We start from the raw sequence: 22,358 nt of genomic DNA on the forward strand, positions 1-22,358 counted from the left end.
GTGTTCATTAGGTGCAGTTTTTCTGGAACCGTCTGAGGGCCAGACAAGGCTTTTTTCTTTCCTGAACAGTAAGTTTGTACCAATCCCGCAGCTTAGGGGCAAGCGTACTATAAACGTGTGTCAGTCTTTCGTTCGCTACGCAACGCGCTTGCCCCCAACCCTAACGCCATTGCCATGCCGGCCGAGTTGTTGCCGCCCGTTGGCGCCATTCAGATTCGTCTGCGTCCGATGGTCTCCGAGGATGAAGCAGGATGGGGCGAAACCAGAGCGCGCAATGCGGCATGGCTTGCGCCTTGGGATTCCAATGATCCGATGCATGGTCCTGGCCTGACATTCAACACGTGGCTGCAACGGCAGCGCTCTGACGAAGCGTCGGGGAGTGGTGTGCTTTTTGTCATTGAATATCAGATGGCGATTATCGGCCAGATTTCGGTGGGCGCGATTTGCTATGGATCGATGCGCAGCGGCAATATCGGCTACTGGGTCGATCAAGGTCACGCCGGCCACGGTGTCGCTCCGTTGGCGGTGGCGATGCTGGCGGATTGGGCGATGTTCAACCCGACAGGTCCTCGGCTGCATCGTTTGGAAATCTCGATGTTGCCGGAAAACCATCCTTCCCGTAGGGTGGCGGAGAAGCTGCAGGCCCATCACGAGGGTCTGCGGCTCAAAAGCATGTACATTCATAATCAGTGGCGTGACCACGATGTCTATAGCTTGCTGGCCGAAGACGCGCCGCGAGGTTTTACGCGACGTCTGCTCGTATGACACGCGCGAATTACATGAATGTAAAAAGTCACTAACTCTCTCTATTCTTGAGGTTATGGATTATGCGTGGGTGAGCGGTGTTGTTGTACTGGTCATTCTCGTTATTCTGATACTTGGCTGGCTGCCGCGGCGTACTGCGGATAGCATGAAAAGGGTGGTCGAGCATCGCGAGGACAAGTACTCGCCGTCGTTGCATCTGGTGGATGCCGATAGTGGTACTCGTTTCAGTGATGAACGGCAGCCTTCGGCGAAAGGGATTGTCATGCAACCAGAGCGAAAAGATATTGTCGCGAGTCCATCGGGGGCATCGGTTGCACGACCCACGAAAGCCATGAAAGAGCGTGCCAAAGTCGCGCATATCCGCAAACTTCGTCGCGAGGCGGCACGTAGGCGTGCCATTATTTCCGCCGCGTTGCTGGCTGTCACCGTTGTTGTGTTCGCCATTGCGTTCCTCTTGAAATTCAGCCCGTTGTTCGCCTTGATTCCCGCGGCCTTGCTTGCCATTGTGGTTACCTTGGGCGTGCGCACGGCCAACCATGCCAGAGCCTGGGAACATGACCTTAAGATGAAACGTGCGGCGCAAGCCAAGGCCCATAAGGCTCAGCACAATATTTCGGCCTCGTCTACTGGCCAGTCTGCCGGAGCGAATGCTCAAGTTGCCGTGAAGCATTCCGCAACACCTGTTTCCGGCGATGAGCCGCCCACTGGTCTGATGACTGAGCGGGAAATCCAAAAGGCCATGAAGCAGTCCCGCGCTGAAAAAGAACGTATCGAAAATCGTCGTGCTCAGGCTCAAGTTCAGACTGATCTCCAAAAGTCCACGTCCCAATCCAAGAAGAGCAGGGACTCCAATCCTGTTTCCAAGCAAACCGTTACGGCAGCGAACACTGGTGCCAAGTCCGGGAATCTAGCAAACCGTTCTTCGGCTCAGCGGGCTAAGTCTCAGGCTCAATCGCAAGCTGAATCGCAATCAGCTTCCGCACGTAAGTCGAATCCGCGGGCAAGTGTTCCTTCCACAAGGGCTAAGAAGAATGCCGCTAAGCCTTCAAATAATCGTCGCCCAGTTGCGGCTGATACCTCCAGCAAGGTGAATTCGTCTGCAAAGAGGCAACAGGTTGAGCCAAACGACGCCACCAATGAGCTGAAGCAGGTTCATCCGGCGCAGGCTTTGGATGTGGTCGATCTGGCTCCGAATCAAGACCTCATTTCGTTCTCGTTGGGTGCTCCACGCAATGGTGTGGAGGTCAAAAGCGAAGAGCCGAAGAGCCTTGAGATCAAGTCCACCCGTCAGGTCGCCAAGGCGAAGGCCGACACAAAGAATGTCGAAGCCACTTCGTCAGAATCCTCAAAGCAGAACGAAAAAGCGGCTAAGCAAGTTGCCGAGAAAAGCCGAGAAGATTCAAGTTCTTCGGTCTCCAATGCCACTGAAACTGAAGCCAAGTCTGGTCTGGCAGAAGGCTCCGCAGGTGTGCTGATTTCAAAGAAGAACCGCAAGCGTGCCCGTGCCGCCGCCAAACGTGCGCGGATGACGGCCGTTGAGCGCAATGCCAAGGCAACGGGTAAGAAAGCGACCTATACCAGTGATCCCGAGAAGTTCCACGCTTCGGAAGTCTCTGCGGACACGGAAGCCCCGGCGGTGTCGTCAGATTCTCTGGGAACCGGGTTGGAAAAGATTCTCGAGCGCAGGCACGTCTGAGGCGGACGAGTCCGATTAGGTCTGAATCGAGTTCCGAACACATATCTGGTTCATTCTTCATTTGTGTTGAGTTGTGTGTTTGTTTGAGCGGATATTCGTTGCAAATTCAGCAATATTTCCTTCAATTGTGAAGGTTTCACTCAGAGCGTTAGCACTCGGGTTGGCAGAGTGCTAATTTTCGCGCTACGATAGACAGGTAAGCGCAAAGGGACGGTGCCGAAAGTGATCGTCAGCCTCTGAAAGCGGTGTCCTCGCGCGAGGAAATGCAACTCTCACTTATAAGAAAGAGGAGGTCCACAGTGTCGATCTCACTTACACCGTTGGAAGACAAGATTATTGTGAAGCAAGCCGAAGCGGAGACGCAGACGTCATCCGGCCTTTACATTCCGGACAACGCCAAGGAAAAGCCGCAGCAGGGCGAAGTCTTGGCCGTCGGTCCGGGTCGTCGTGACGACAATGGCAACCGCATCCCGATGGATGTCAAGGTCGGCGACAAGGTTCTCTATTCCAAGTACGGCGGCACCGAAGTACATTACAACGGTGAGGATTACCTTATCGTCGGCGCTCGCGACGTGCTTGCAATCCTGAACTGATTGCCGTAATCGCCAGGTTTTATCCGAATGCGTTCCAGCCATCCAACGGCTGGGGCGCATTTTTGTTTTATTTCGTCTTAAAAATGAACCTTTAAATGTGCAATATCTCTCGTTACGACTTACAATGCGGTTATGACTTTCAAACATCGTGCCATCGTTGATACCATCCCTCCCTACAAGCAGGGCAAACCGGCCCCCACAGTCGCGGGCCAGAAATCCTTCAAGATCTCCAGCAATGAGAATCCGTATCCGCCGCTGCCAAGTGTGCAGAAGGCCATCGAAGACCACGCGCTCGACCGCATCAACCGCTACCCGGATATGGGCGGCTGGCAGGTCATCGAACGCCTCGCCAAGGATTACGAAGTCGGTCAAGACGAGATTGTGCTTGGTTGCGGCTCCACCGAGGTCATCACCCAGCTCACCGGCCTGCTCGCAGGCCCCGGCGACGAGGTGATTTACCCGTGGCGCAGTTTTGAGGCGTATCCGATCATCGTTTCCGGTGCGGGCGCAACCAGCGTTCAGATTCCAAACCGTCTCGACGGCGGCCATGACATCGACGCGATGATTGCCGCGATCAACGACAAGACCCGCATGATTATCGTCAACAACCCCAACAATCCGACCTCCTCGTCGGTGAGCGACAAGGATGCTCGCCGTCTGATGGAAGCCGTGCCGAGCGACGTCATCGTGCTCTTTGACGAGGCCTACATCCACTTCAACACTGCGCCGGACACCAGCGTGGGCATGAAGCTTTACCGCGAGTATCCGAACATCGTCGTGGCGCACACCTTCTCCAAGGCTTATGGTCTGGCCGGTCTGCGTATCGGTTACGGCATCGCCCAGCCTGACGTCATCACCGGCATGCGCAAGATGTCGCTGCCGTTCGGCGTCACGCAATCCGCGCAGATCGCCGCACTCGCCTCGCTCGATGCCAAGGATGAGCTGATGAAGCGCGTGCAGGCGCTCGTCGTTGAACGTGGCCGTATCGTCAAGGCGCTACGCGCTCAGGGATGGGACTTCCCGGAGCCTTACGCGAACTTCTACTGGCTGCCGCTTGGTGACAAGACCGGAGAGGCCGCCGCGCGTTTCACTGCGGCCGGCCTTTCCACCCGCGTTTTCGACGGCGAGGGCATTCGCATCTCCGTCGGCGAGACTGAGGCCAACGACAAGGTCATCGAAGTCTGCCAAGGCCTGAAGGATGATGGCATCGCCTGACCGTATCGTCTGAAGGCAAAACTTCTGAAGGCAAGGCAGCAAAAGCTTAAAAATCATCCCGATATAAAATTCGTGTCAACAATGCCGTCATTCCAACGTTTCGTTGGTCTGTCGGCATTGTTTTCCGACACACTAGGCGTGTCGCGGGCTTGCATCCGTCTGCGGTCCGTGCCATTATAGTCAAGTTGCCTGCTTCGAGGCTCTCAAAGTCACGGAGTGAGTAATTGGCGGATTTCCCAAGCGGTCAAAGGGAGCTGACTGTAAATCAGCCGCTGATAGCTTCAGTGGTTCGAATCCACTATCCGCCACGCCTCGATAGCTCAGTGGTAGAGCACTTCCTTGGTAAGGAAGAGGTCGTGAGTCCGATTCTCACCCGAGGCTCTCTGGCGGGATAGCTCAGCTGGCTAGAGCGTACGACTCATAATCGTAAGGTCAAGAGTTCGAGTCTCTTTCCCGCTACAAACTACCGACAGAAGTCGGTAAGGAACAACACGCAGAAGGTGAACCAATGGCAAGCAAAAGCGCCGCAGTCCGTCCGGGCATCACGCTGGCATGCACGGTGTGCAAGGAGCGTAACTACATTACGACCAAGAACCGTCGCAATACCCCGGATCGTCTCGAACTCAAGAAGTTCTGCCCTCGTTGCGGCAAGGAAACTGTGCATCGCGAGACTCGTTGAGTTTCAGCGTTGAGGAAGCCTGACTGCGGTCGGGCTTTTTTCATACTCGGGCAGGAAAATTCCCTGGCGAGCGTATAGCAAAAGTATCGGCGGTAACCACAAGAAAAAGAACAGGTGACAACGTCATGACAGCACAGCCAGATTCGCCAAATACGACACCAACATTGGCGAAACTCACCACCATCGGTGTAGGCGGAGTTGTCGATCGGTTTGTCGAACCGCAGAGCGAAAAGGAATTCGTGGCCGTCGTGCGAGATGCCGATGCTGCAGGTCTTCCGCTTTTGGTCATCGGTGGTGGGTCAAATCTGCTGGTTTCCGATAAGCCTTTTCACGGTGTCGTTGTACGCGATAAGCGGCACGGCATTTCGGTAATGAACGGTAATAGTAATAATGAAACCAAAACCGGCGCGGATATCAATATGGGCACCGGCAAGAGCGCTGATGCCAACGGCAATGTGGCCGAGGCCGGTGCCGGCGAAGATTCTGATACAGTCGAAATAGTGGCCGAGGCTGGTGTGAACTGGGACGATTTCGTGGCGTATTGTGTTTCCTCTGGCTTCTCCGGAGTGGAAGGCCTATCGGGAGTGCCCGGGACTGTGGGCGCGTCGGTGGTGCAGAATATCGGCGCCTACGGTCAGGAAGTCGCCTCGTCCGTGTCTTCGGTTCGCGTTTTCGACCGTGAAAGTGACAGTATTTGCGAGCTTGAACACGGCGATATGCATTTCGGATATCGCAGCTCGGCCCTCAAATCCAGTATGTATAGCGCCCCGGCGACCCCTGGCGACAAGTATTTCCCGACACCGCGTTATGTGGTGCTTTCCGTAACTTTTAGCCTGCAACGCAACGAAACCGGCGAGGTGGCATTCGGTCAGTTGGCCAAAGCGCTCGGAGTGGAAGTGGGGGAGCGGATGCCGATTTCGGCCATTCGCAACACGGTGCTGAAAGTCCGCGCCTCCAAAGGCATGCTCGAGGATTCCTCGAGATATGATTCGCCGTGGATGTGCGATTGCAAGGATGAGCGCAACATCGCTCAGAATGATATTTCTGATATCAAGCCCGACTTCGATCGCCATAGTTGTGGCAGTTTCTTTATGAATCCGATACTCAACCGCAGGCAAGCGGCGGCATTGCCGATCGATGCCCCTCGTTTCGATGCGACGTTACCGAGCGGTGAACCCGGCATCAAAACATCTGCGGCATGGCTTATCGACCACGCCGGTTTCCACAAGGGCTACAAGGTGAGCAAAGAGGCCAAGGCCGGTCTTTCGACCCTGCATACGCTCGCATTGACCAATCGCGGAGGTGCAAAGGCCAACGATGTCGCGGAGCTTGCGCGCACCATCCAAAATGGCGTTGAAGGCAAGTTCGGCATCCGTTTGGTGCCCGAACCGGTGGTCGTAGGCATGGATTTGCGCTGAAACTGAGTCGTTGGAATTCTGCACGTCGCTAGACAATTTGCAGTGCCAAGGAATATGTATAAATAATAAAAACTATCGCACTGTATTTATTCTGGGAATCGTACTCGATAACTGTCTCATTTTCATCGAATAAACCGTCCGAAATATGGTTCTGGTAACACTCTCGTCACGTCATATTCCTATGGTGAGGTAGGTCTTTTTGTAAGGCCGGGAAGTATGAAGGGTCGAAAGTCCAATGAATCTGTTCAGAACGAAATCGGTGGAGCAGACGCTTGCCGAAACCACGACAGGCGATCGCAAGCTGATACGAAATCTTGGGGCCTGGGACCTCGCCGTCATGGGCGTGGCCGTCGCGGTCGGCGCGGGCATCTTCTCCGTCGGAGCTCAAGCCATCGCCTTCCATGCGGGCCCGGCCGCCATTATCAGCTTTCTGATTGCCGGCATCATTTGCGCTGCGGCAGTGATGTGCTATGCGGAGTTCGCCTCGATGATTCCTGCCGCCGGTTCCGCCTATACGTTCACTTACACCACGGTCGGCGAGTTGATGGCGTGGGTCATCGGCTGGGACCTGATTCTTGAGATGCTCATGGCCAGTTCGGTAATCGCCAAATACTGGAGCGTCTACTTGAACGACTTCCTGCACCTCATGGGTTTCAATTCCAGCACCGAGATCAACTTTGGCTGGTTCACCTTCGATTGGGCCCCGTTGATTGTCGTCGCGTTCTTCACCGTTCTGCTGGTGTTGGGCACCAAGATCGGCGCTCGCGTTGACGGCGCGTTCACGCTGTTGAAGATCGGCATCGTCGTCTTCGTTGTCATCGTCGGCTTCTTCTATATCAAGCCTTCCAACTATATTCCGTTCATCCCGCCGTCCCAGCCGGCCAATTCAGTGCCGGGAGCCGCATCCGACGGCATTATGACCCAGCCGCTTTTCCAATGGATCATCGGCCAGCAACCCACGATTTACGGCATTTCCGGCATCATTTCCGGCGCGGCTTTGGTCTTCTTTGCGTTCATCGGTTTTGATGCGGTCGCCACAGTGAGCGAGGAGACCAAGAACCCCGCCCGCAACGTGCCGCTCGGCCTCGGCCTCGGTATGGTTCTCGTCATCATCATGTATGTCCTGGTCACTGTCGTCACCACCGGCATGGTCTCCTACAAAGACCTTGCCAAAGCCAAGAACCCGTCGCTGGCTACCGGCTTCGAGCTGGTCGGCGCGACTTGGGCCGCCAAGATCATCTCCTTCGCCATTGTGCTGGGCCTCACCACCGTCGTCATGGTGATGCTGCTTTCACTGACCCGTGTGGTCTTCGCAATGAGTCGTGATGGCTTGTTGCCGCGAGGCCTCTCCAAGGTCGGCAAGCGCGGCACGCCAGCCAAGCTGCAGATTGCCGCCAGCGTTGTGGTGGCGTTCGTTGCCTCCTGCTTCAACATCAACGTCCTCTCCGATATGATCAATATCGGCACGCTTTCGGCGTTCACGCTGGTCGCGATTTCCGTACCGATCATGCGCAAGAAGCGTCCCGACCTGCATCGTTCGTTCAAGATTCCCGGCAATCCATGGATTCCGATTCTGATTGCCGTCGCCAATTTCTGGTTGATGTTGAATCTTTCGGTCTTGACCTGGATTCGTTTCGTCGTCTGGCTCCTGATTGGCTTCTGCATCTACTTTGGCTATTCCTATCGCCATTCGCGCCTCGGCACCGGCGAGCTTGATGCTGATGTCAAAGAGGCCATGGAGGAAAAAGAAAAGGTGGAAAAGGCGGACGCGCAGAACGCCGAAGAAAACCTTGATTTGGCCGGTTTGACGGAGGAAAATACCGAGACCCGTAGGGCGTAAACCTTAGGTAAGGCTTACGTAAGTTTTAGGTAACACTCTTACATAGGTCTTACGTAACGCTTATCTGTGGTCTGTATTCGTCGGATTGTTGACTTTGACATAGATTCGTCCGTTCCACTTCAAGACGGATGAAAGTCAACGATACCGATTAGACGAAAAGAGACGGGAAACGGACGAGAAACGGACGAATCTCATACTTAGGTTCCTGGAAGGAAAAGAAAATGGAACTGTTCAGAACCAAGTCGGTTGAGCAGGCACTTGCGGAGACTGCCACCGGCGATCGTAAGCTGGTCCGCAGTCTTGGCGCGTGGGATCTCGCAATCATGGGCGTGGCCGTCGCTGTCGGCGCGGGCATTTTTTCCATCGGTGCTCAGGCGGCCGCCTTTCACGCCGGTCCTGCAGCAATCCTCAGCTTCCTGATTGCCGGCGTCATCTGCGCGGCAGCGGTGATGTGTTACGCGGAGTTCGCATCGATGATTCCCGCAGCTGGTTCGGCCTATACGTTCACTTATACAACGGTCGGGGAAATCGTCGCGTGGATCATCGGCTGGGACCTCATCCTCGAGATGCTGTTCGCCGGCTCGGTCGTGTCCAAATATTGGAGCGTCTACCTCAACGATTTTCTGCGACTCATGGGTTTTCACGCCAGCACGGAGATTGATTTTGGCAAGTTCAAGTTCGATTGGGCGCCACTGATCGTCATTACGTTCTTCACGGTTCTTCTGGTGCTTGGCACGAAGATCGGTGCACGCGTCGACGGTGCGTTCACCATTTTGAAGATCGGCATCGTCGTCTTTGTGGTCATCGTCGGTTTCTTCTATATCAAAATGTCAAACTATACGCCGTTTATCCCGCCGAGTGAACCTGCCAGCAAAGTACTGGGGCCGTCATCCGGCGGTGTCATGACCCAGCCGCTTCTGCAATGGGTGACCGGACAGCAACCCACCGTTTATGGCGTTTCCGGCATCATTTCCGGTGCGGCTCTCGTCTTCTTCTCCTTCTTGGGCTTTGACGTAGTGGCTACCGCGAGCGAGGAAGCCAAGAACCCGAAGCGCAACGTGCCGCTGGGTATCGGCATCGGCATGTTGATGGTCATCGTCATGTACATGCTCGTCGCCATCGTCACCACCGGCATGGTCTCTTACAAGGATCTCGCGAAGGCCAAGGACCCGTCGCTGGCCACCGGTTTCGAGCTGGCGGGCGCGACTTGGGCTGCCAAGATCATTTCTTTCGCCATCGTCATTGGCCTGACCACGGTGGTCATGGTGCTGCTGCTCGGGCTGACCCGCGTCATCTTTGCGATGAGCCGTGACGGCTTGCTGCCGCGTGGTCTCTCCAAGGTCGGCAAGCACGGCACCCCTGCCAAACTGCAGATTGCCGTCGGCGTGCTCTTCGCCATTGTGTCGTCCACGTTCGACGTTTCCATACTGGCAGACATGGTCAATATCGGCACGCTTTCGGCCTTCACCTTGGTTGCGATTTCGATTCCGATTATGCGCAAGAAGCGCCCGGACCTGCCACGTTCCTTCAAGATTCCCGGCAACCCATGGGTGCCGATTCTCATTGCCGTCGCGAACCTCTGGCTGATGCTCAACCTCACGGTCTTGACCTGGATTCGTTTCGTGGTCTGGCTGTTGATTGGCTTCTGCATCTATTTCGGGTATTCATATCGTCATTCGCGTCTAGGCACCGGAGAACTCGATGTCGACGTCGAAAAGGCTGAAGAGGATCTGGATCTTGCCGGCGTTGTGGAGGAAAACGCCGAAAGCCGAAGAGCCTGATGTCGCGATATCCTGAAGTTTCACTCCGTCGTTGCTTAAACGTAGGCTGATACTACTTTAGGTTGTAAGGAGGCCTCCTCGATGGCTTATGTGATTGCTCAGCCCTGCATCGATGTCAAGGACAAGGCGTGCGTGGACGAATGCCCCGTCGACTGCATCTACGAGGGCGACCGTACGCTCTACATCAATCCCAACGAATGCGTGGACTGCGGCGCGTGCGAGCCTGTGTGCCCGACCGAGGCGATCTTCTACGAGGACGACGTGCCTGAGGAATGGGCTTGGTACAAGGATGCTGCGGTCACTTACTTCAACGATATCGGCGATTTGGGCGGTGCCCAGGCCGCCGGTCCGTCCGGCAAAGACGAAGCTCGTATCGCCGCGCTTCCTCCGCAGAATCAGGACTGACACTTTCTTTCTAGACCGTCAAACTTCACCTTTCTATGAAGTTCGACGGTTTTGTTGTACCTATATCGACAGCTTTGCATCTTTTCTGTATCCCGGTCTACTGAGCCCCGTTCTCGCGTAGAGGTTTAACGATCGCTGATTCGGATACGGTTCTGGCTGATTCCAGCGTGCATTTTAAGAAGATCTGAGTGCTGTTTATCGAATATGGGAGAATTCTAATTTGGCCTATACCCCTCTAATTTCCTGCTTGCTGATTCCAAAAATGTGTTAAGACCGCTTATGAAAACGTTTCGTTTTGATTTCTTTATGCCGTTTCGTTGTTGTATCTGTCTTGATACTCAATCAGTCGTTTGTCAGCTGTTGAAAGATGCAGAAGTATTGGTTTTCCATGTGATATTTTGCATGTCGTTTGGCGTCGCTGCCGGTATCATCGCAAGTAGACTTTTCTCTGAACAAGGCAACGCGAAAGGCGACGGCAATGGGTTTTTACAGGTTTGATTCTCCCTACGATTGGAATCGAGTCGCGCCTTACAAGAAGATTGCGGCTCAGGCCGATGGCGGCATGATTGACCTTTCCGTTGGCTCTCCAGTCGATCCGGTGCCGGCAAGTGTACAGCAAGCCCTTGTTGATAGTGCCGACGCCCCCAATGCCCATGGTTACCCGACCGTTGCGGGAACCGAGACGTTGCGCAAGTCTGTTTCGGAGTGGTTCCGAGCGAACCGTGGTGTCGATTTCAAGGCGGTCGACGCCGATTTCGTGCCCACCGTCGGATCAAAGGAAGCCGTCGCGCTGATGGCCTCGCTGCTGCATTTCGGTCCGGGCGATGTCATCGTGCAGCCCGCCGTTTCCTACCCGACCTACGATATCGGTACCCAACTGGCCGGTGCCAAGACCTACAAAGCGGCTGATATCGCCGATGTAGACTCGTGGCGTTCCGTCCCCGGCATCAAAGCCGTCTGGGTCAATTCGCCGAGTAATCCCACCGGTGAGGTGCTTTCGGCCGAAAAATTGCACGGCATCGTCAAGGCCGCCCGCGAGATCGGCGCCGTGGTGCTTTCCGACGAATGCTATGGCCTGCTCACGTGGGCCGACGGCGAGAACGATGCTGAAGATCAGTGTCTCGATACGGCTGTGAGTGGTGATGTAGACGGTCAAATGGATGGCTTGTTACCGTCAATGCATCAGACTGGTGGGTATGAGCCAAGCCCCGCGCCCTGCATGCTGCAGCCGGACGTCTGCGATGGCAGTGCCGAGGGCATCCTCGTGCTCTATTCGCTGAGCAAACAGTCCAATATGGCCGGTTATCGCACCGCGCTCATCGCCGGCGACCCCGAGCTTGTCCGTCCGATGACCGTCTACCGCAAGCAGATCGGCGAGATCATTGCCGGCCCGGTTCAGGCTGCGATGGCTGCCGCGCTGCACGATACTGATGCGGTCCGCGCCCAGCATGCCCGCTATTCCAAGCGCCTGCGCCAGCTGGTCGGCGGACTGCGTGCCGCGGGTTACGACGCGCACATGCCGCAAGGTGCGCTCTATGTCTGGGTGCGCGCGAAGTCCGGCGACTGCTGGCAAGACATGGACGATCTGGCGCATCTGGGCATCATCGCCAGCCCCGGCGAGTTCTACGGCGACCCGACGCACCTGCGCTTTTCCGCCACCGCCCCCGACTCCGCCATAGCCGAAGCAGCAGCTCGTCTGCGGCGCTGAGTCTCATTTGACTCGCGTTGAAAAGCAGAAAAATACCTCCTGAATCTGCTTTTCAACGCTGGTAATTGGAAGTATGCGTTGAAAAGCAGAAAACACACCTCTAAAATCTGCTTTCTGACGCGATTGCACAATATGTTGCGTTAAAAAGCAGAGAATATGCACTGAGAATCTGCTTTTTAACGCAACAGAGCTTTTCAGTGAGATCGCTGATTCGTGAATGGATGTATTCGCGGCACTCCGGCATCGATAAGCTTGGCCACCAATGTCTTGCGCTGCGTTGCTTCTGTGAAATCAAGACGCACGATTTTGGTGATTGGAGTTTTGGTAAGTAGATCAATCTCGCGTTCTTTTTCTTCATGCACGACTCTGCGAACGCTTTGATGGTTTGTCATTTGAGGATCGACATATTTTCCCATGCCGTCAAATTCTATGGCTATCAGTTTTTGGCCCGATAGCTGGTAAGCCATATCGACACGATACTTACGGCAGGTGCCGGCGGCGTTTTTGATTTGGAATTCCTGCTGTAAAAGGGGCTTCCCGAACCCTTCTTCGATCATGATGGCACGGCATAGTGATTCTCCGCCGTTTTCGCTTAGTGGGTCGGCATAATCCAGCAGCTGCCGTAGTTTTCGTTGTATCGAGTGTGAAGTCTCCGCCATCGTCATCATGATTGACTTGTTGGTCAGCCTTTTTCTCAATGCGGAATCGAACATGGGCAATGCCTCATGGAATTGATATCGTCTTGCGCAGCTGTATAGTGCCTCTGCCACAGGGATGATTGAGGATTTAGTTGCGTTGTCAGTGCGTGTATAAGCGGATCGGATGTATTTGACATGTTCGTTTCGGTTTGAACCCAGCGTTCTGTTGGAGGAGAGGAAAACTTTGCCGTCATCATGAAGCCAATAAGGATGTTCGATGCCATAGGCACTGATTGCACTGATTCCTGCGAATTCCCAAGCGGGGTGCCAATGGTGCAAGCCGTTGATTATCCAGAAATATTGTTCGTTGCGGGTTAACTGTTGCCAACGTTGGCTACGTGCATACAGACCTTGCCATGTACGGGTGACCTCGCCTGATTTGGCGAGTAGTCTGAGTATTTGCTGATCTCGATGATCACACGTATGGAGACAGCGGCGGTGTTTTTCGGCGTCGCTTAATTGCGCGTTGATTCGAGGATTGATTTTCATGATTTCCACGATAAAGTGTTTGGCCCAAATAGAAAAGCTAAAACCGATTGTGTGGTCGAATGATCGGCTTTCTTGCTTTTTCCGGGCGTTTCGTGGATAACTTGTGTGGGTAACAGGCCGGATGTGGTTAACTCCGGGGATAAACGGAAAGCTGCATATCGTTGGTGGCAATGGCGGCGTGATGCTAAATGGCGTTAGAAAGCAGAAAACCAACCCTTTAAATCTGCTTTTCAACGTAGTGGCGCAACAAGATGCGTTAGAAAGCAGAAATCGTGCCTCCTAAATCTGCTTTTCAACGCAACTGTACGGATGGCTTGCGTTAAAAAGCAGATTTACTCCCTCGTTTTTCTGCTTTTCAACGCAGGTGCTGTCATTCCGAGCAAAAGGAAATGAAGTTGCGAAGGTGATGGAAGTCGTGGATACAGTAAAGTGCTATGGTTCAGGCTTGCTGTTATTGGCGATCTGCTTGGCTTTCCAATCGCCGTGTTCGAGGCCCAGGCTGGCCGCGCCGGTCCCGTAACGATCACGAACGGCGTCGAGCACGGTTTCGGCGCTGCGGATGCGATTTCTGCTGCTGCGTTTGAGATCACCGATATTGTCGGTATTCCTACTGTTGTCGGCGTGAGCGCTGTCGTTACGCCGATTACTGTCTTTCTCGGCATGTTCGTCGCCGTTGCCGCTGCTGATGTGGTCATTGTCGTTGCCGACACTGTTATCGTTGCTCACACATGTAGCGTTGCCATTCCCGTTGCTATCACTGTCCTTGTTGCTGCCGAAAGTATTACCATTCTGGCTGCCACTGTCGGTACCGCCGTCTGCACCGCTGCCGAGCATGTCCTCGATGGTCAGCTGCACTGGGGTGGAGCCTTTGTCACTCAGCGAGCTGGCGCTAACACCTGCGAGTCGAACCTCGCGCGGCAGGGGAGCGTCATCAGGTGCGTCGGCGGGCATCTTCAGCATGGCTTTGAGCAGCGCCACGGATTCGGGGTACATCGCCGCCGCAGTGTCGATGGGCCGCTCAAGCGTGTGCGCCTTGGTCGAGTAGCTCATGTCGGCGAACCGCAGCTTGACGTTCACCGTTCGTGCCACCAAGCCCTTCTTACGCAATGTATGCGTGACCTCGTTGCTGCAATGGTGCAGCAGTTCCCGCACCTTCGAGGCGTCGCGTGTGTCCTGTTCGAACGTAATTTCTGCGCCGATAGACTTCTCCGGTGCGTGCGTGACGATAGGCCGCTCATCCTGTCCGCGAGCGGCGAGATAGAGGTTGTGCGCGGTAATTTTCGAACGTGTCGCCTGCAGCAGCGCCGTCTCGTCCATATCGGCGAGGTCGGCGACGGTTTTGACGCCCCACTCGTTGAGCCGTTTCTCCAGCGATGGCCCGATGCCGGGAATCCCGCGTAACGGCATCATCTGCACGAATTCAGCATGCCGAGCTTTCGGGATGAGCAGCATGCCGTCCGGTTTGGCGTTGGTAGAAGCCATTTTCGCGACCAGTTTGTTGGCCGCGATACCCACCGAGCAGGTGATGTCAAATTGCGCCGCCACCTGCGCCCGAATCCAAGCCCCGATGATGCTGGGCGACTTCCAGCGCAGCAGCGCGCTTGAAACGTCCATATAGCCTTCGTCGACGGAGACCTGTTCGATCTGGTCGGTGACCTGCCGGAACACGCTGTCGAAGATTTTCTTTGACATTTCGCGATAATAAGGCATATCGACGCGCACGTACGCACCGCCCGGGCAAAGTTGCTTTGCGCGCACCATCGGCATCGCCGAGTTGACGCCGTATTTGCGCGCCTCGTAATTGGCTGCGGACACCACGCTTCGCGGTCCCGGCCAGCCGATAATGACGGGTCGTCCGCGCAGTTCAGGATTTCGCGCTATTTCCAGCGACGCGTAGAAAGCGTCCATGTCGATATGCAGCACTGTGCAACCGGTCTCGTCGTGACCCCAGTCGCGTTTCGCGGCGGCGTTCCTTGGTGCTGTGCTCATGCCCCCATTGTAATTCCGGGCTTGCATCGTTCTTGCCGGTTGTGAAATTGGTATTGGCAGATGGGATTGGCTTACCGTTAGCGCACGGGTACCGCCGAAATTTCTAGCGCGTCACACTTTAAAATCACTTTTCAACTATTGGGCAGGTTGGTGTAATTTAGATGATTATGTCGTCGTCTTCGTACTCTCCTCACAACCAGGCTGATCAGCCCGATCAGTCCAAGCAGCACAATCATCCGAACCAATCCGAACAATCACGCTCATTGCCCGCCCAATTGTCAGGTTCGCGCTTGGACGCCGTGTTCAATCGCATTCCGGTGGTTCTCATCATCATGGGTGAAGGGCTGATGATCTATCTGGCCACTTCGGTCGCCAAGTTGGCGTTCACCCAGCTTGATCCGCTGCTGGCCGCTTGGTATCGCGTCGGTTTCGTAGCCATTCTTATGCTCATCTGTCGTCGGCCGTTTGCGAAGACGAAACGTGCCGGTTTGCCGCACGGTTCCCGCGATTGGTGGATCGTCGCGCTCGCGGGCATTTCCGTGATGCTGATGAACACGCTGTTTTATTTGGGCATGAGCAACATGGATATGGGCATCGCCGTCTCGATCGAGTTCGTCGGCCCGCTCGGCGTCGCCGTCATCACCGGCCATAGCTGGCGTGAACGTGTCGGCATCGTACTCGCGGCGTGCGGTGTGGTGCTGCTGGCCGGCGTCTCGTTCTCGAACCCGACTAAATATCCGCATTTTCTGATCGGCCTGGTCGCCATCCTTATCGACGGGGCGATGTGGGGCTGCTATATCGTCTTCGGCCGTATGGTGGCCCGGCGCGCGAATCCGCTCGATTCCCTAAGCGTGAGCATACTGATCGGTTGGCTGGTACAGTCCGTTTTCCTTGCGGTCCCAGCGATCAAAGGTGTCGCCAGCCCCAAGCCGAGTGCAACGTGGGCCCGCGGGCAATTCGGCGAGTTGAAGCTGCTCGGCGTGATGCTGGTAGTCGCCGTTTTCGCCTCGTTCCTGCCGTATATCATCGACCAGATAATCATGCGCCGCGTTAGTTCCGCGCGTTATTCCGTCATCCAGGCCATCAACCCGGTTATGGCACTGCTGGTCGGCTTGGTCATCGGTGAAATCCCGACGTTGGGCGATATGGCTGGTGTCGCATTGGTCATTGTCGCTGTCGTCATCACATTCTCCGGCCATCGCAGCCCTGATCCGGAAACGATGTAGAAAGCAGGAATACTCTACCGTATACGTTTCGGCCATGCTGTCGATTGTGTTTGTTGTTCTCTCGAGCTAGAAGCCGAATAAAAATAAAAGCGACGAAGACACGGGTGAGATTCCGAGTGGCGTGCGTCGCCGGATGCTGTTATAGTAATGAAACGTTGCGCTCGCGAATGCGTTCGCAGCTCGGAGCTGTGCCTGAGTGGCCGATAGGGGCACCCTGCTAAGGTGTTAACTGCGCAAGCGGTTCGAGAGTTCGAATCTCTCCGGCTCCGCTTTCAGAGGTATAAATAAAGACCAGTCGGGAGTAAGCTAAGGCTTACTCCCGACTTGCGTTTCAGGGCGTTTGGCATGGTTGCCGACTTCGCTGTAAATCACGCTAAATCACCCCAAATAATTACAAAGTGAACCTAGAATGAACTCGCAATGACTTGCTATGAAGCTTAGTGCTGTCGAGAGTACATCAAATTTACATCAAAATGACGCCGGATTATTCATAGTGATGTCGAGGTTTTAGCCGGTACCTGAAACGCAAAAAGTGCCCCGCTCCGGTTTTGATGCCAGTGCGAGGCCCCTCGAACTAGTGAAAGCACTAAGCCTTACGGTTTTTGTCGCGTTTAATCCACTCATCCTTGGTAATCACCCGCAAAATCGCATCATGATGTTCGTCGATAAGCGGGAAGTAATCGTTGTCCTTACGGCATATCGCGCGCATGCCGCAGTGCTCCATCACCTTGCCGGAAGCGGGGTTTTCGGCGTAGTGCCCGCCCCACACGGCGTTGCAGCCAAGATCAACGAACGCGTGCCGGAGCATCGCCCGTAGTGCTTCGGTCATCAGCCCTTGTCCCCAGAACGGACGGCCGACCCAGTAACCGAGCACCCGATCGCCATCGTAATGGGCAAGCGCGCGTTCCAGTGGCGCCGGATCCACACCCTTAAATAAGGTATGTGCGTCAATGGCTTCGCGCACGAATTCGCCGGCATGGTCGCCTGGTTCGGCCTTCTTGAGCTCGATGGCCCCGATTGGGCTGTCGTCGCCAGGCTTGGCATCTGCTGTGTGCTCGACAATCTGGCTGGTCGTGACGTTGGTATGTGATTCGCCGTGGTCATCGCGATGTTCTTCGTTGTCATTACTGTTCCGCGAGCTACTGTTGGCTTGTTGTGCTTGGCCGTTATTGTCAGCCTCCCGCAACGTGATGGCATAGTTCTCGTCGCCGGTGAAGACGTTATCGAGGGTGTCCATGCTCTCCTCGACGCTGCGGTGCGGCATCCACCCGCAGCGAATCCCGATTTCCGGGTCGGAGGCGTAGCGGAACAGCGATTCGGCCTCGTGCCGGTCGCCGTGTTTCCAAGGGCGGAGAATGAGTCGTTCGGTAGTGATTTGCATAACGTGAAGTATAGTGGCCGTATACGATGACAATCGATTGTGCGTTCGTTGTCCGGATAACCCGTATGGGGAGCGCAGGTACGCCCTTGTCCCTTGCTCCTTAACCGGCAGTCTAGCAGACAAAATCTGCGGCTCGGTCCGAATTTCAAGGATTGACATGCCGTAGTAGAAATTTTCACAATTTAGCACTTTCTTATAGTGTGTGCCAAATCACACAAATGGCGCAAATCTGCCGTTTTCGTTGTTCGAAAGTATGGTAATCGAGAAAATTAGGATATTGTGCCTGTAGCCAAAAGTAGAGTGGACTATCGATAAGGTTATCGAGGAACCAGGGGAGCGTCGATGGGCAGTGAGCAAAACGATATGATCGATGGATTTTCCACGATTGCAAATGCCGCAACGGCGCCCGCGCACGATTCGTTCATCGAGAAGAAGTCCGAGTTCATCGGTGACGCCTGCCATATCAACACGTTGGACGAGGCGCTCGTGTTCGTGCAATCCGTGCGAGACCAGAACCCGAAGGCCCGTCACGTCGCCTTCGCAGCGATTTTCGGCGCCGCTCTTGGGGCGACCAAGGAGCGCATGAGCGATGACGGCGAACCGAGCGGTACTGCGGGCAAGCCGATACTTGACGTGATTCGCATGGGCAAGCTCACCGATTGCGTCGTCACGGTCACACGTTATTTCGGCGGTATTCTTCTAGGTTCCGGCGGTCTGATCCGCGCCTATTCCACGGCCGCTTCGATGGCGGTGAAGGCCGCTGATATCGAGCGGATCGTGCCGATGCAGCATTATTGCATCATCTTGGAATACCCGTGGCTGGGCCGTTTCGAGCAGTTACTCGAGCAAGTTGGCGGCAAGGAAGAGTCCAAGGAATTCACCGATCGCATCACCATGCATTTCGCCGTTCCGGCTGCAAACGCCGAGGATTTCGAGGCGCGGGTTCGCGAGGCGTTCAATGCCCGTGCGCGTCTCGAGAGATTCTGAGGCTCGCGTTAAGCTGGAACCATGAGCGAAACGGAACAGGATGAAACGAACCAAGAGCAGGGCAATGCGCCAGAGAACGCCGAATCCACGGAATCGAATGACGCAAACGCGCAGAATGCCGACTCCGACTTCGAGCCGCTGACCGACACCTATGAGGAACTTCGGCATACCGATGATTCGGCCGAGTTGAGCGCCGCAGCCCGCAAGCCGTTGCCCCCGAAGTCCGATCAGGCGGCATTTTCCCGCTCCACAGCATTGCTCGAGGCGGTAGCCGGCAACCAGCACACCCCGCTCGAAGACCGCATTTTCCTGGCCCGGACCATGCCGTTCCCAAATATTCTGGTGAAGCTTTCCGAGGATGAGAACGATGAAGTCCGCAAAGCCGTTGCCTCCAATACCGCTGACAAGAACTGGCTGGTCGGCAGGCTTACCAAAGACAAGGTGAGCGAGGTGCGCGAGGCCGCGCTGCGTAACCCGCAAACTTCATGGAAGATGCGTCTCGAAGGCGCTCAAAACCCCGAAACCACGCCGGATACGCTTGATTTCCTGAGCAAACTTGGCGTCGAATTCGAGCCGGATGCTCCAGCGATTCTTTCGTCGATGGTCCGTCGCGCCGTCGCCCTTAACCCGAACTGCGGGCAGCCCACGCTGGCCCGGCTCGTGCAAGACTCCTCGACCGACGTCCAGCATGCCGCCGCAGGTCGTCTCGGCCAATAGAATTATCCCTACGCCATATTTTTTATGTAACGCAAAATTGTGACCGCCGTTGTGTATATTTAACAGATAAGTGCGCGGTATCGTATCGGTTGATCACTGCTTACAGAGTTGTTTGTTGTTGTAATCGCGATATTAGCAAGGGAGTCTTGTATGGGTATGCACAGGATGACTGGCAAGCTGCTGACAGGGTTCGTCGCACTGGCCGTATCGTTCGGCATCGCCCAGCCCGCTGCGTTTGCTGCCGAAAGCCCTACTATATCTTCTGTTCCACAATCCAGTGCCGAAACTTCGAACACGCCTCCTGCTTCTGGATCTTCGGCGCAGAAGCGGGACACGACAGAATCTGCAAGTGCAGCTGGGAATTCGTCAACCGCATCCAGTGCTTCACAATCCGCGACAGGTCAAGGTTCTTCGACTCAAGGGCAATCTGCTTCGACTTCTTCTTCTGTTCCTGCTTCACCCCATTCGAGCTCGGCGTCTTCCGCCGACGGAAATTCAATCGAGGGAGGGCTTGCCAAACAGCCTGATTTCTCACTCTCGGACGATTCCGCTCAGGTAGGTTCTCAATCCGATCCGTCACAAACTAAGACGGTGGTTTCGCCGCAAGGTGTTACGTGCAACACGGTTCCTGCTCATACGCCATGGTCGGGCACAGGTGGAACGTTACTTTATAATATTCACCTTAGCGACGATGGCAACAATTGCGTTCTTGAGTTGGAAAGTGGAACTATACCGAATTATGTCAGGGACGTACACCAAATCCCTTGGTCGTCTGACACATCTTGGACCAAAGTTATAGTATCTTCTCCGGTACATGCCTTGGATATCTTTGGCCTTTTCTATAACAATCCAAATTTACGTTCGGCGAGTCTCAGTAATCTTAAATTAGAGTATTTGCAATACACTAGTTTGCAAGCTCTTTTCCAAGAAGATTTCGCTCTAGAACAAATAGATGGTTTGAATACTTGGGATACGTCAAAAGTTACAAGTGTTTATGTTACTTTCCGTAATTGCCATTCACTCGTTTCTCTTGATTTGGCAAGTTGGAATTTATCGAATGTAACTCAAGATGTTGAGTATACAGGCATGTTTTATGATATGGGTACGTCTTTACGTTTTCTGAAACTTTCCAAGAATACACAAATTAGACCAATCGCATTTCAGTGGGGTGGAAAAGTCGGGGATAGCGATCGAAGGCCTGACACAAGTTGGCCTGACAAACAATGGACAAGTCGCGGTTCTTGGACTGATAGAAAACCGTATGATGTTGGCATAGGTAGCTCGCCTCTTTCGACTGGTCCTGTGTGGTATGGACGTCCTTATAATGTCTCGTTCAACGCCAATGGTGGAACAGGGTCGGCGTCTGGCGCAGAGAATGTGGGCTGGCCGGATATGAAGTTTCCGACTGGCGGTTTGACAAGGACGGGATATCGACTTGCTGGATGGAGCCGCAATGCCAATGCAACGTTTCCGGATTATGCGATTGGCGCGACTTGGAATCCGAATGGCGCTGACTTGCCGACATCGGATAATATGACATGGTATGCGGTATGGGTTCCGTCGCCCACTGTCTCCAATGATTTGCTGTTTCCATGGATGAGCGGCGGGGAAACTGGCAAGGTGAAAGTCTCCGGCACTGTTCCGCAGGGTGGCGGAATCCGGGCTTTGCAAGCCGGCGACAAGATCGAAGTCGCGCTGATGCCGAAGGGCAATCCCAGCTCAACGAATCCGAGCGTCGGCACACCCGCCGCAGCAAACGACGTAACGTTGGATACGACTTCATGCTCTTCAACCGCATGCAATTGGTCGGCCGCGTTCCCGATATCCGTGCTGTCCGATGCCGACGATGTAGGCCAAGGCATGTCGTATGTGTTCCGGGCACGGCTGGTGACAGCTTCGGACGGCAATTCCGATTATGCGTTCTCGGCAGGCAAACAGGCCGATCTGGTTGCTCCCGCAGTTGAAGGAGCAGCCTTCAACAAGCAGACCCGCACGGTGTCGGGCACCGTTTTCAGTTCCGGCGACACCTCCAAACAACCCAATCGCGTCAAGGAAACCAACTTCTCGGTGACGGTGACTTGGCCGACCGGCTCGTCTTCCTCTTCTACCACGCTGACCTGCGATTCCGGCACTGCCAGCATCAACGGCGCAACCTGCCCGACTTCAGGTTCCGGCGACGGCACGTTCACGTTGCCAATACCGAGCGGCGTCCTGCTAAAAGGCAACTCGCAGATGCAGGCCAAGGACGTCCCGGCTACTGATGAACCAACATCAGTAGGCAGCGGAGTCCCCAACGTCTCATCCGCAGTAACGTTCGATACCACTATGCCCGTGGTCACCGCACTGCCCCTGACTGGCGGTAACGCCCCGACCGAATGGTGGCACCGCATCCTGCTTCCCGCCCTCGTCGCTGGAATAGCCGCATTCGTGGTCGGCGCTCGCCGTCGTCGCCTCGCCTTGCAGCGCTGATTTCGACATTGCTTTGTTTGTTCCGATAGTCTGTATTGAAGCTGTTGATAGCAGAAGATTATTCTTCGTCAGCTGTCTGCTGTCTGCAGTCAGCCAGGTATGCCATGTATGCCATGTATAGAGTAACCATAATGCCGGTTTAGCTGTGTTATGCTATTTGCGACACGTATCCCTTCATTGTCGGTTGTGCTGTTAGGCGTAATAATTACAGGCAGAGATGCACTGTATATCTGAGGTTCCGAACTTAAGTTTAAGCGTCATGTGCTGGCGCCGGCCTCATGAGATTGAGCCGCCTTTGGGCG

The 22,358-nt window shown here is 54.8% G+C and carries 17 protein-coding genes and 4 tRNA genes; 18 read left to right on the forward strand and 3 right to left on the reverse strand.

Features of this window, described 5'->3' with window-relative positions:
* Positions 1-174 precede the first annotated feature (174 nt).
* From OZX70_RS02105 to dapC, 13 genes are all read left to right on the forward strand, one after another.
* Entirely contained in the window at positions 175-765 is a 591-nt protein-coding gene (locus OZX70_RS02105) for a GNAT family protein (RefSeq protein ID WP_277182072.1), read from the forward strand.
* Positions 766-835: 70 nt separating this feature from the next.
* Entirely contained in the window at positions 836-2,461 is a 1,626-nt protein-coding gene (locus tag OZX70_RS02110) for a hypothetical protein (RefSeq protein ID WP_277181624.1), read from the forward strand.
* Positions 2,462-2,760: 299 nt separating this feature from the next.
* Positions 2,761-3,054 carry a co-chaperone GroES gene (gene groES, locus OZX70_RS02115; RefSeq protein WP_277181625.1) on the forward strand — a complete coding sequence of 98 codons (294 nt, stop codon included), beginning with the start codon at positions 2,761-2,763 and terminating at the stop codon, positions 3,052-3,054.
* 132 nt (positions 3,055-3,186) lie between these two features.
* Entirely contained in the window at positions 3,187-4,269 is a 1,083-nt protein-coding gene (locus OZX70_RS02120; protein WP_277181626.1) for a histidinol-phosphate transaminase, read from the forward strand.
* Between the two features lie 226 nt (positions 4,270-4,495).
* Positions 4,496-4,577 (forward strand) — tRNA-Tyr (locus tag OZX70_RS02125).
* A gap of 1 nt (position 4,578) precedes the next feature.
* A tRNA-Thr gene (locus OZX70_RS02130) sits at positions 4,579-4,650 on the forward strand.
* Positions 4,651-4,654: 4 nt separating this feature from the next.
* Positions 4,655-4,728: transfer RNA gene (locus OZX70_RS02135), tRNA-Met, on the forward strand.
* A 49-nt stretch (positions 4,729-4,777) separates the two neighbouring features.
* A complete protein-coding gene (gene rpmG, locus OZX70_RS02140) occupies positions 4,778-4,948 on the forward strand; it encodes a 50S ribosomal protein L33 (protein ID WP_277143788.1) in 171 nt (56 codons plus the stop codon).
* Positions 4,949-5,073: 125 nt separating this feature from the next.
* Entirely contained in the window at positions 5,074-6,366 is a 1,293-nt protein-coding gene (locus OZX70_RS02145) for an FAD-binding protein (RefSeq protein ID WP_277181627.1), read from the forward strand.
* Between the two features lie 235 nt (positions 6,367-6,601).
* Positions 6,602-8,206 carry an amino acid permease gene (locus OZX70_RS02150; RefSeq protein ID WP_277181628.1) on the forward strand — a complete coding sequence of 535 codons (1,605 nt, stop codon included), beginning with the start codon at positions 6,602-6,604 and terminating at the stop codon, positions 8,204-8,206.
* Positions 8,207-8,427: 221 nt separating this feature from the next.
* Positions 8,428-9,987 carry an amino acid permease gene (locus OZX70_RS02155; RefSeq protein WP_277181629.1) on the forward strand — a complete coding sequence of 520 codons (1,560 nt, stop codon included), beginning with the start codon at positions 8,428-8,430 and terminating at the stop codon, positions 9,985-9,987.
* Between the two features lie 81 nt (positions 9,988-10,068).
* Positions 10,069-10,392: a ferredoxin gene (fdxA, locus tag OZX70_RS02160; RefSeq protein WP_277152953.1), complete on the forward strand. Its 324-nt coding sequence runs from the start codon at positions 10,069-10,071 to the stop codon at positions 10,390-10,392.
* A 478-nt stretch (positions 10,393-10,870) separates the two neighbouring features.
* Positions 10,871-12,100: a succinyldiaminopimelate transaminase gene (gene dapC / locus OZX70_RS02165; protein WP_277181630.1), complete on the forward strand. Its 1,230-nt coding sequence runs from the start codon at positions 10,871-10,873 to the stop codon at positions 12,098-12,100.
* 194 nt (positions 12,101-12,294) lie between these two features.
* Here the strand turns inward: dapC and OZX70_RS02170 are convergent, their stop codons facing one another.
* Both OZX70_RS02170 and dinB read right to left on the reverse strand, forming a co-directional pair.
* A complete protein-coding gene (locus tag OZX70_RS02170) occupies positions 12,295-13,287 on the reverse strand; it encodes a hypothetical protein (protein WP_277181631.1) in 993 nt (330 codons plus the stop codon).
* Between the two features lie 432 nt (positions 13,288-13,719).
* Complete coding sequence (gene dinB / locus OZX70_RS02175; protein WP_277181632.1) at positions 13,720-15,276, reverse strand: DNA polymerase IV; 1,557 nt, start codon at positions 15,274-15,276, stop codon at positions 13,720-13,722.
* A gap of 332 nt (positions 15,277-15,608) precedes the next feature.
* On the opposite strand from dinB, the gene OZX70_RS02180 reads away from it, so the two are divergent.
* Both OZX70_RS02180 and OZX70_RS02185 read left to right on the forward strand, forming a co-directional pair.
* Positions 15,609-16,502 (forward strand): EamA family transporter, encoded by an 894-nt coding sequence (locus OZX70_RS02180; RefSeq protein ID WP_277182073.1) that lies wholly within the window; start codon positions 15,609-15,611, stop codon positions 16,500-16,502.
* Between the two features lie 182 nt (positions 16,503-16,684).
* Positions 16,685-16,771, forward strand: a tRNA-Ser gene (locus tag OZX70_RS02185).
* 317 nt (positions 16,772-17,088) lie between these two features.
* Here OZX70_RS02185 and OZX70_RS02190 read toward each other — a convergent pair.
* On the reverse strand, positions 17,089-17,883 hold the full coding sequence (locus OZX70_RS02190) for a GNAT family N-acetyltransferase (RefSeq protein WP_277181633.1): 795 nt from the start codon (positions 17,881-17,883) through the stop codon (positions 17,089-17,091).
* A 363-nt stretch (positions 17,884-18,246) separates the two neighbouring features.
* Between OZX70_RS02190 and OZX70_RS02195 the strand changes: the two genes are divergently transcribed.
* From OZX70_RS02195 to OZX70_RS02205, 3 genes are all read left to right on the forward strand, one after another.
* A complete protein-coding gene (locus OZX70_RS02195) occupies positions 18,247-18,870 on the forward strand; it encodes a YigZ family protein (protein WP_277182074.1) in 624 nt (207 codons plus the stop codon).
* 21 nt (positions 18,871-18,891) lie between these two features.
* Positions 18,892-19,587: an AbrB family transcriptional regulator gene (locus tag OZX70_RS02200; protein WP_277181634.1), complete on the forward strand. Its 696-nt coding sequence runs from the start codon at positions 18,892-18,894 to the stop codon at positions 19,585-19,587.
* A 1,515-nt stretch (positions 19,588-21,102) separates the two neighbouring features.
* On the forward strand, positions 21,103-22,056 hold the full coding sequence (locus OZX70_RS02205; protein WP_277181635.1) for a hypothetical protein: 954 nt from the start codon (positions 21,103-21,105) through the stop codon (positions 22,054-22,056).
* Positions 22,057-22,358 lie beyond the last annotated feature (302 nt).

Source organism: Bifidobacterium sp. ESL0732 (genome assembly GCF_029395535.1).
GTDB lineage: Bacteria > Actinomycetota > Actinomycetes > Actinomycetales > Bifidobacteriaceae > Bifidobacterium.

Coding starts and splice junctions, on each gene's coding strand:
- OZX70_RS02190 (WP_277181633.1), bottom strand. CDS start 17,883: ATGCAAATCACTACCGAACGACTCATTCTCCGCCCTTGGAAACACGGC.
- OZX70_RS02180 (WP_277182073.1), top strand. CDS start 15,609: ATGGGTGAAGGGCTGATGATCTATCTGGCCACTTCGGTCGCCAAGTTG.
- dinB (WP_277181632.1), bottom strand. CDS start 15,276: ATGAGCACAGCACCAAGGAACGCCGCCGCGAAACGCGACTGGGGTCAC.
- OZX70_RS02145 (WP_277181627.1), top strand. CDS start 5,074: ATGACAGCACAGCCAGATTCGCCAAATACGACACCAACATTGGCGAAA.
- OZX70_RS02170 (WP_277181631.1), bottom strand. CDS start 13,287: ATGAAAATCAATCCTCGAATCAACGCGCAATTAAGCGACGCCGAAAAA.
- OZX70_RS02150 (WP_277181628.1), top strand. CDS start 6,602: ATGAATCTGTTCAGAACGAAATCGGTGGAGCAGACGCTTGCCGAAACC.
- OZX70_RS02195 (WP_277182074.1), top strand. CDS start 18,247: ATGATCGATGGATTTTCCACGATTGCAAATGCCGCAACGGCGCCCGCG.
- OZX70_RS02105 (WP_277182072.1), top strand. CDS start 175: ATGCCGGCCGAGTTGTTGCCGCCCGTTGGCGCCATTCAGATTCGTCTG.
- dapC (WP_277181630.1), top strand. CDS start 10,871: ATGGGTTTTTACAGGTTTGATTCTCCCTACGATTGGAATCGAGTCGCG.
- rpmG (WP_277143788.1), top strand. CDS start 4,778: ATGGCAAGCAAAAGCGCCGCAGTCCGTCCGGGCATCACGCTGGCATGC.
- OZX70_RS02200 (WP_277181634.1), top strand. CDS start 18,892: ATGAGCGAAACGGAACAGGATGAAACGAACCAAGAGCAGGGCAATGCG.
- OZX70_RS02155 (WP_277181629.1), top strand. CDS start 8,428: ATGGAACTGTTCAGAACCAAGTCGGTTGAGCAGGCACTTGCGGAGACT.
- OZX70_RS02120 (WP_277181626.1), top strand. CDS start 3,187: ATGACTTTCAAACATCGTGCCATCGTTGATACCATCCCTCCCTACAAG.
- fdxA (WP_277152953.1), top strand. CDS start 10,069: ATGGCTTATGTGATTGCTCAGCCCTGCATCGATGTCAAGGACAAGGCG.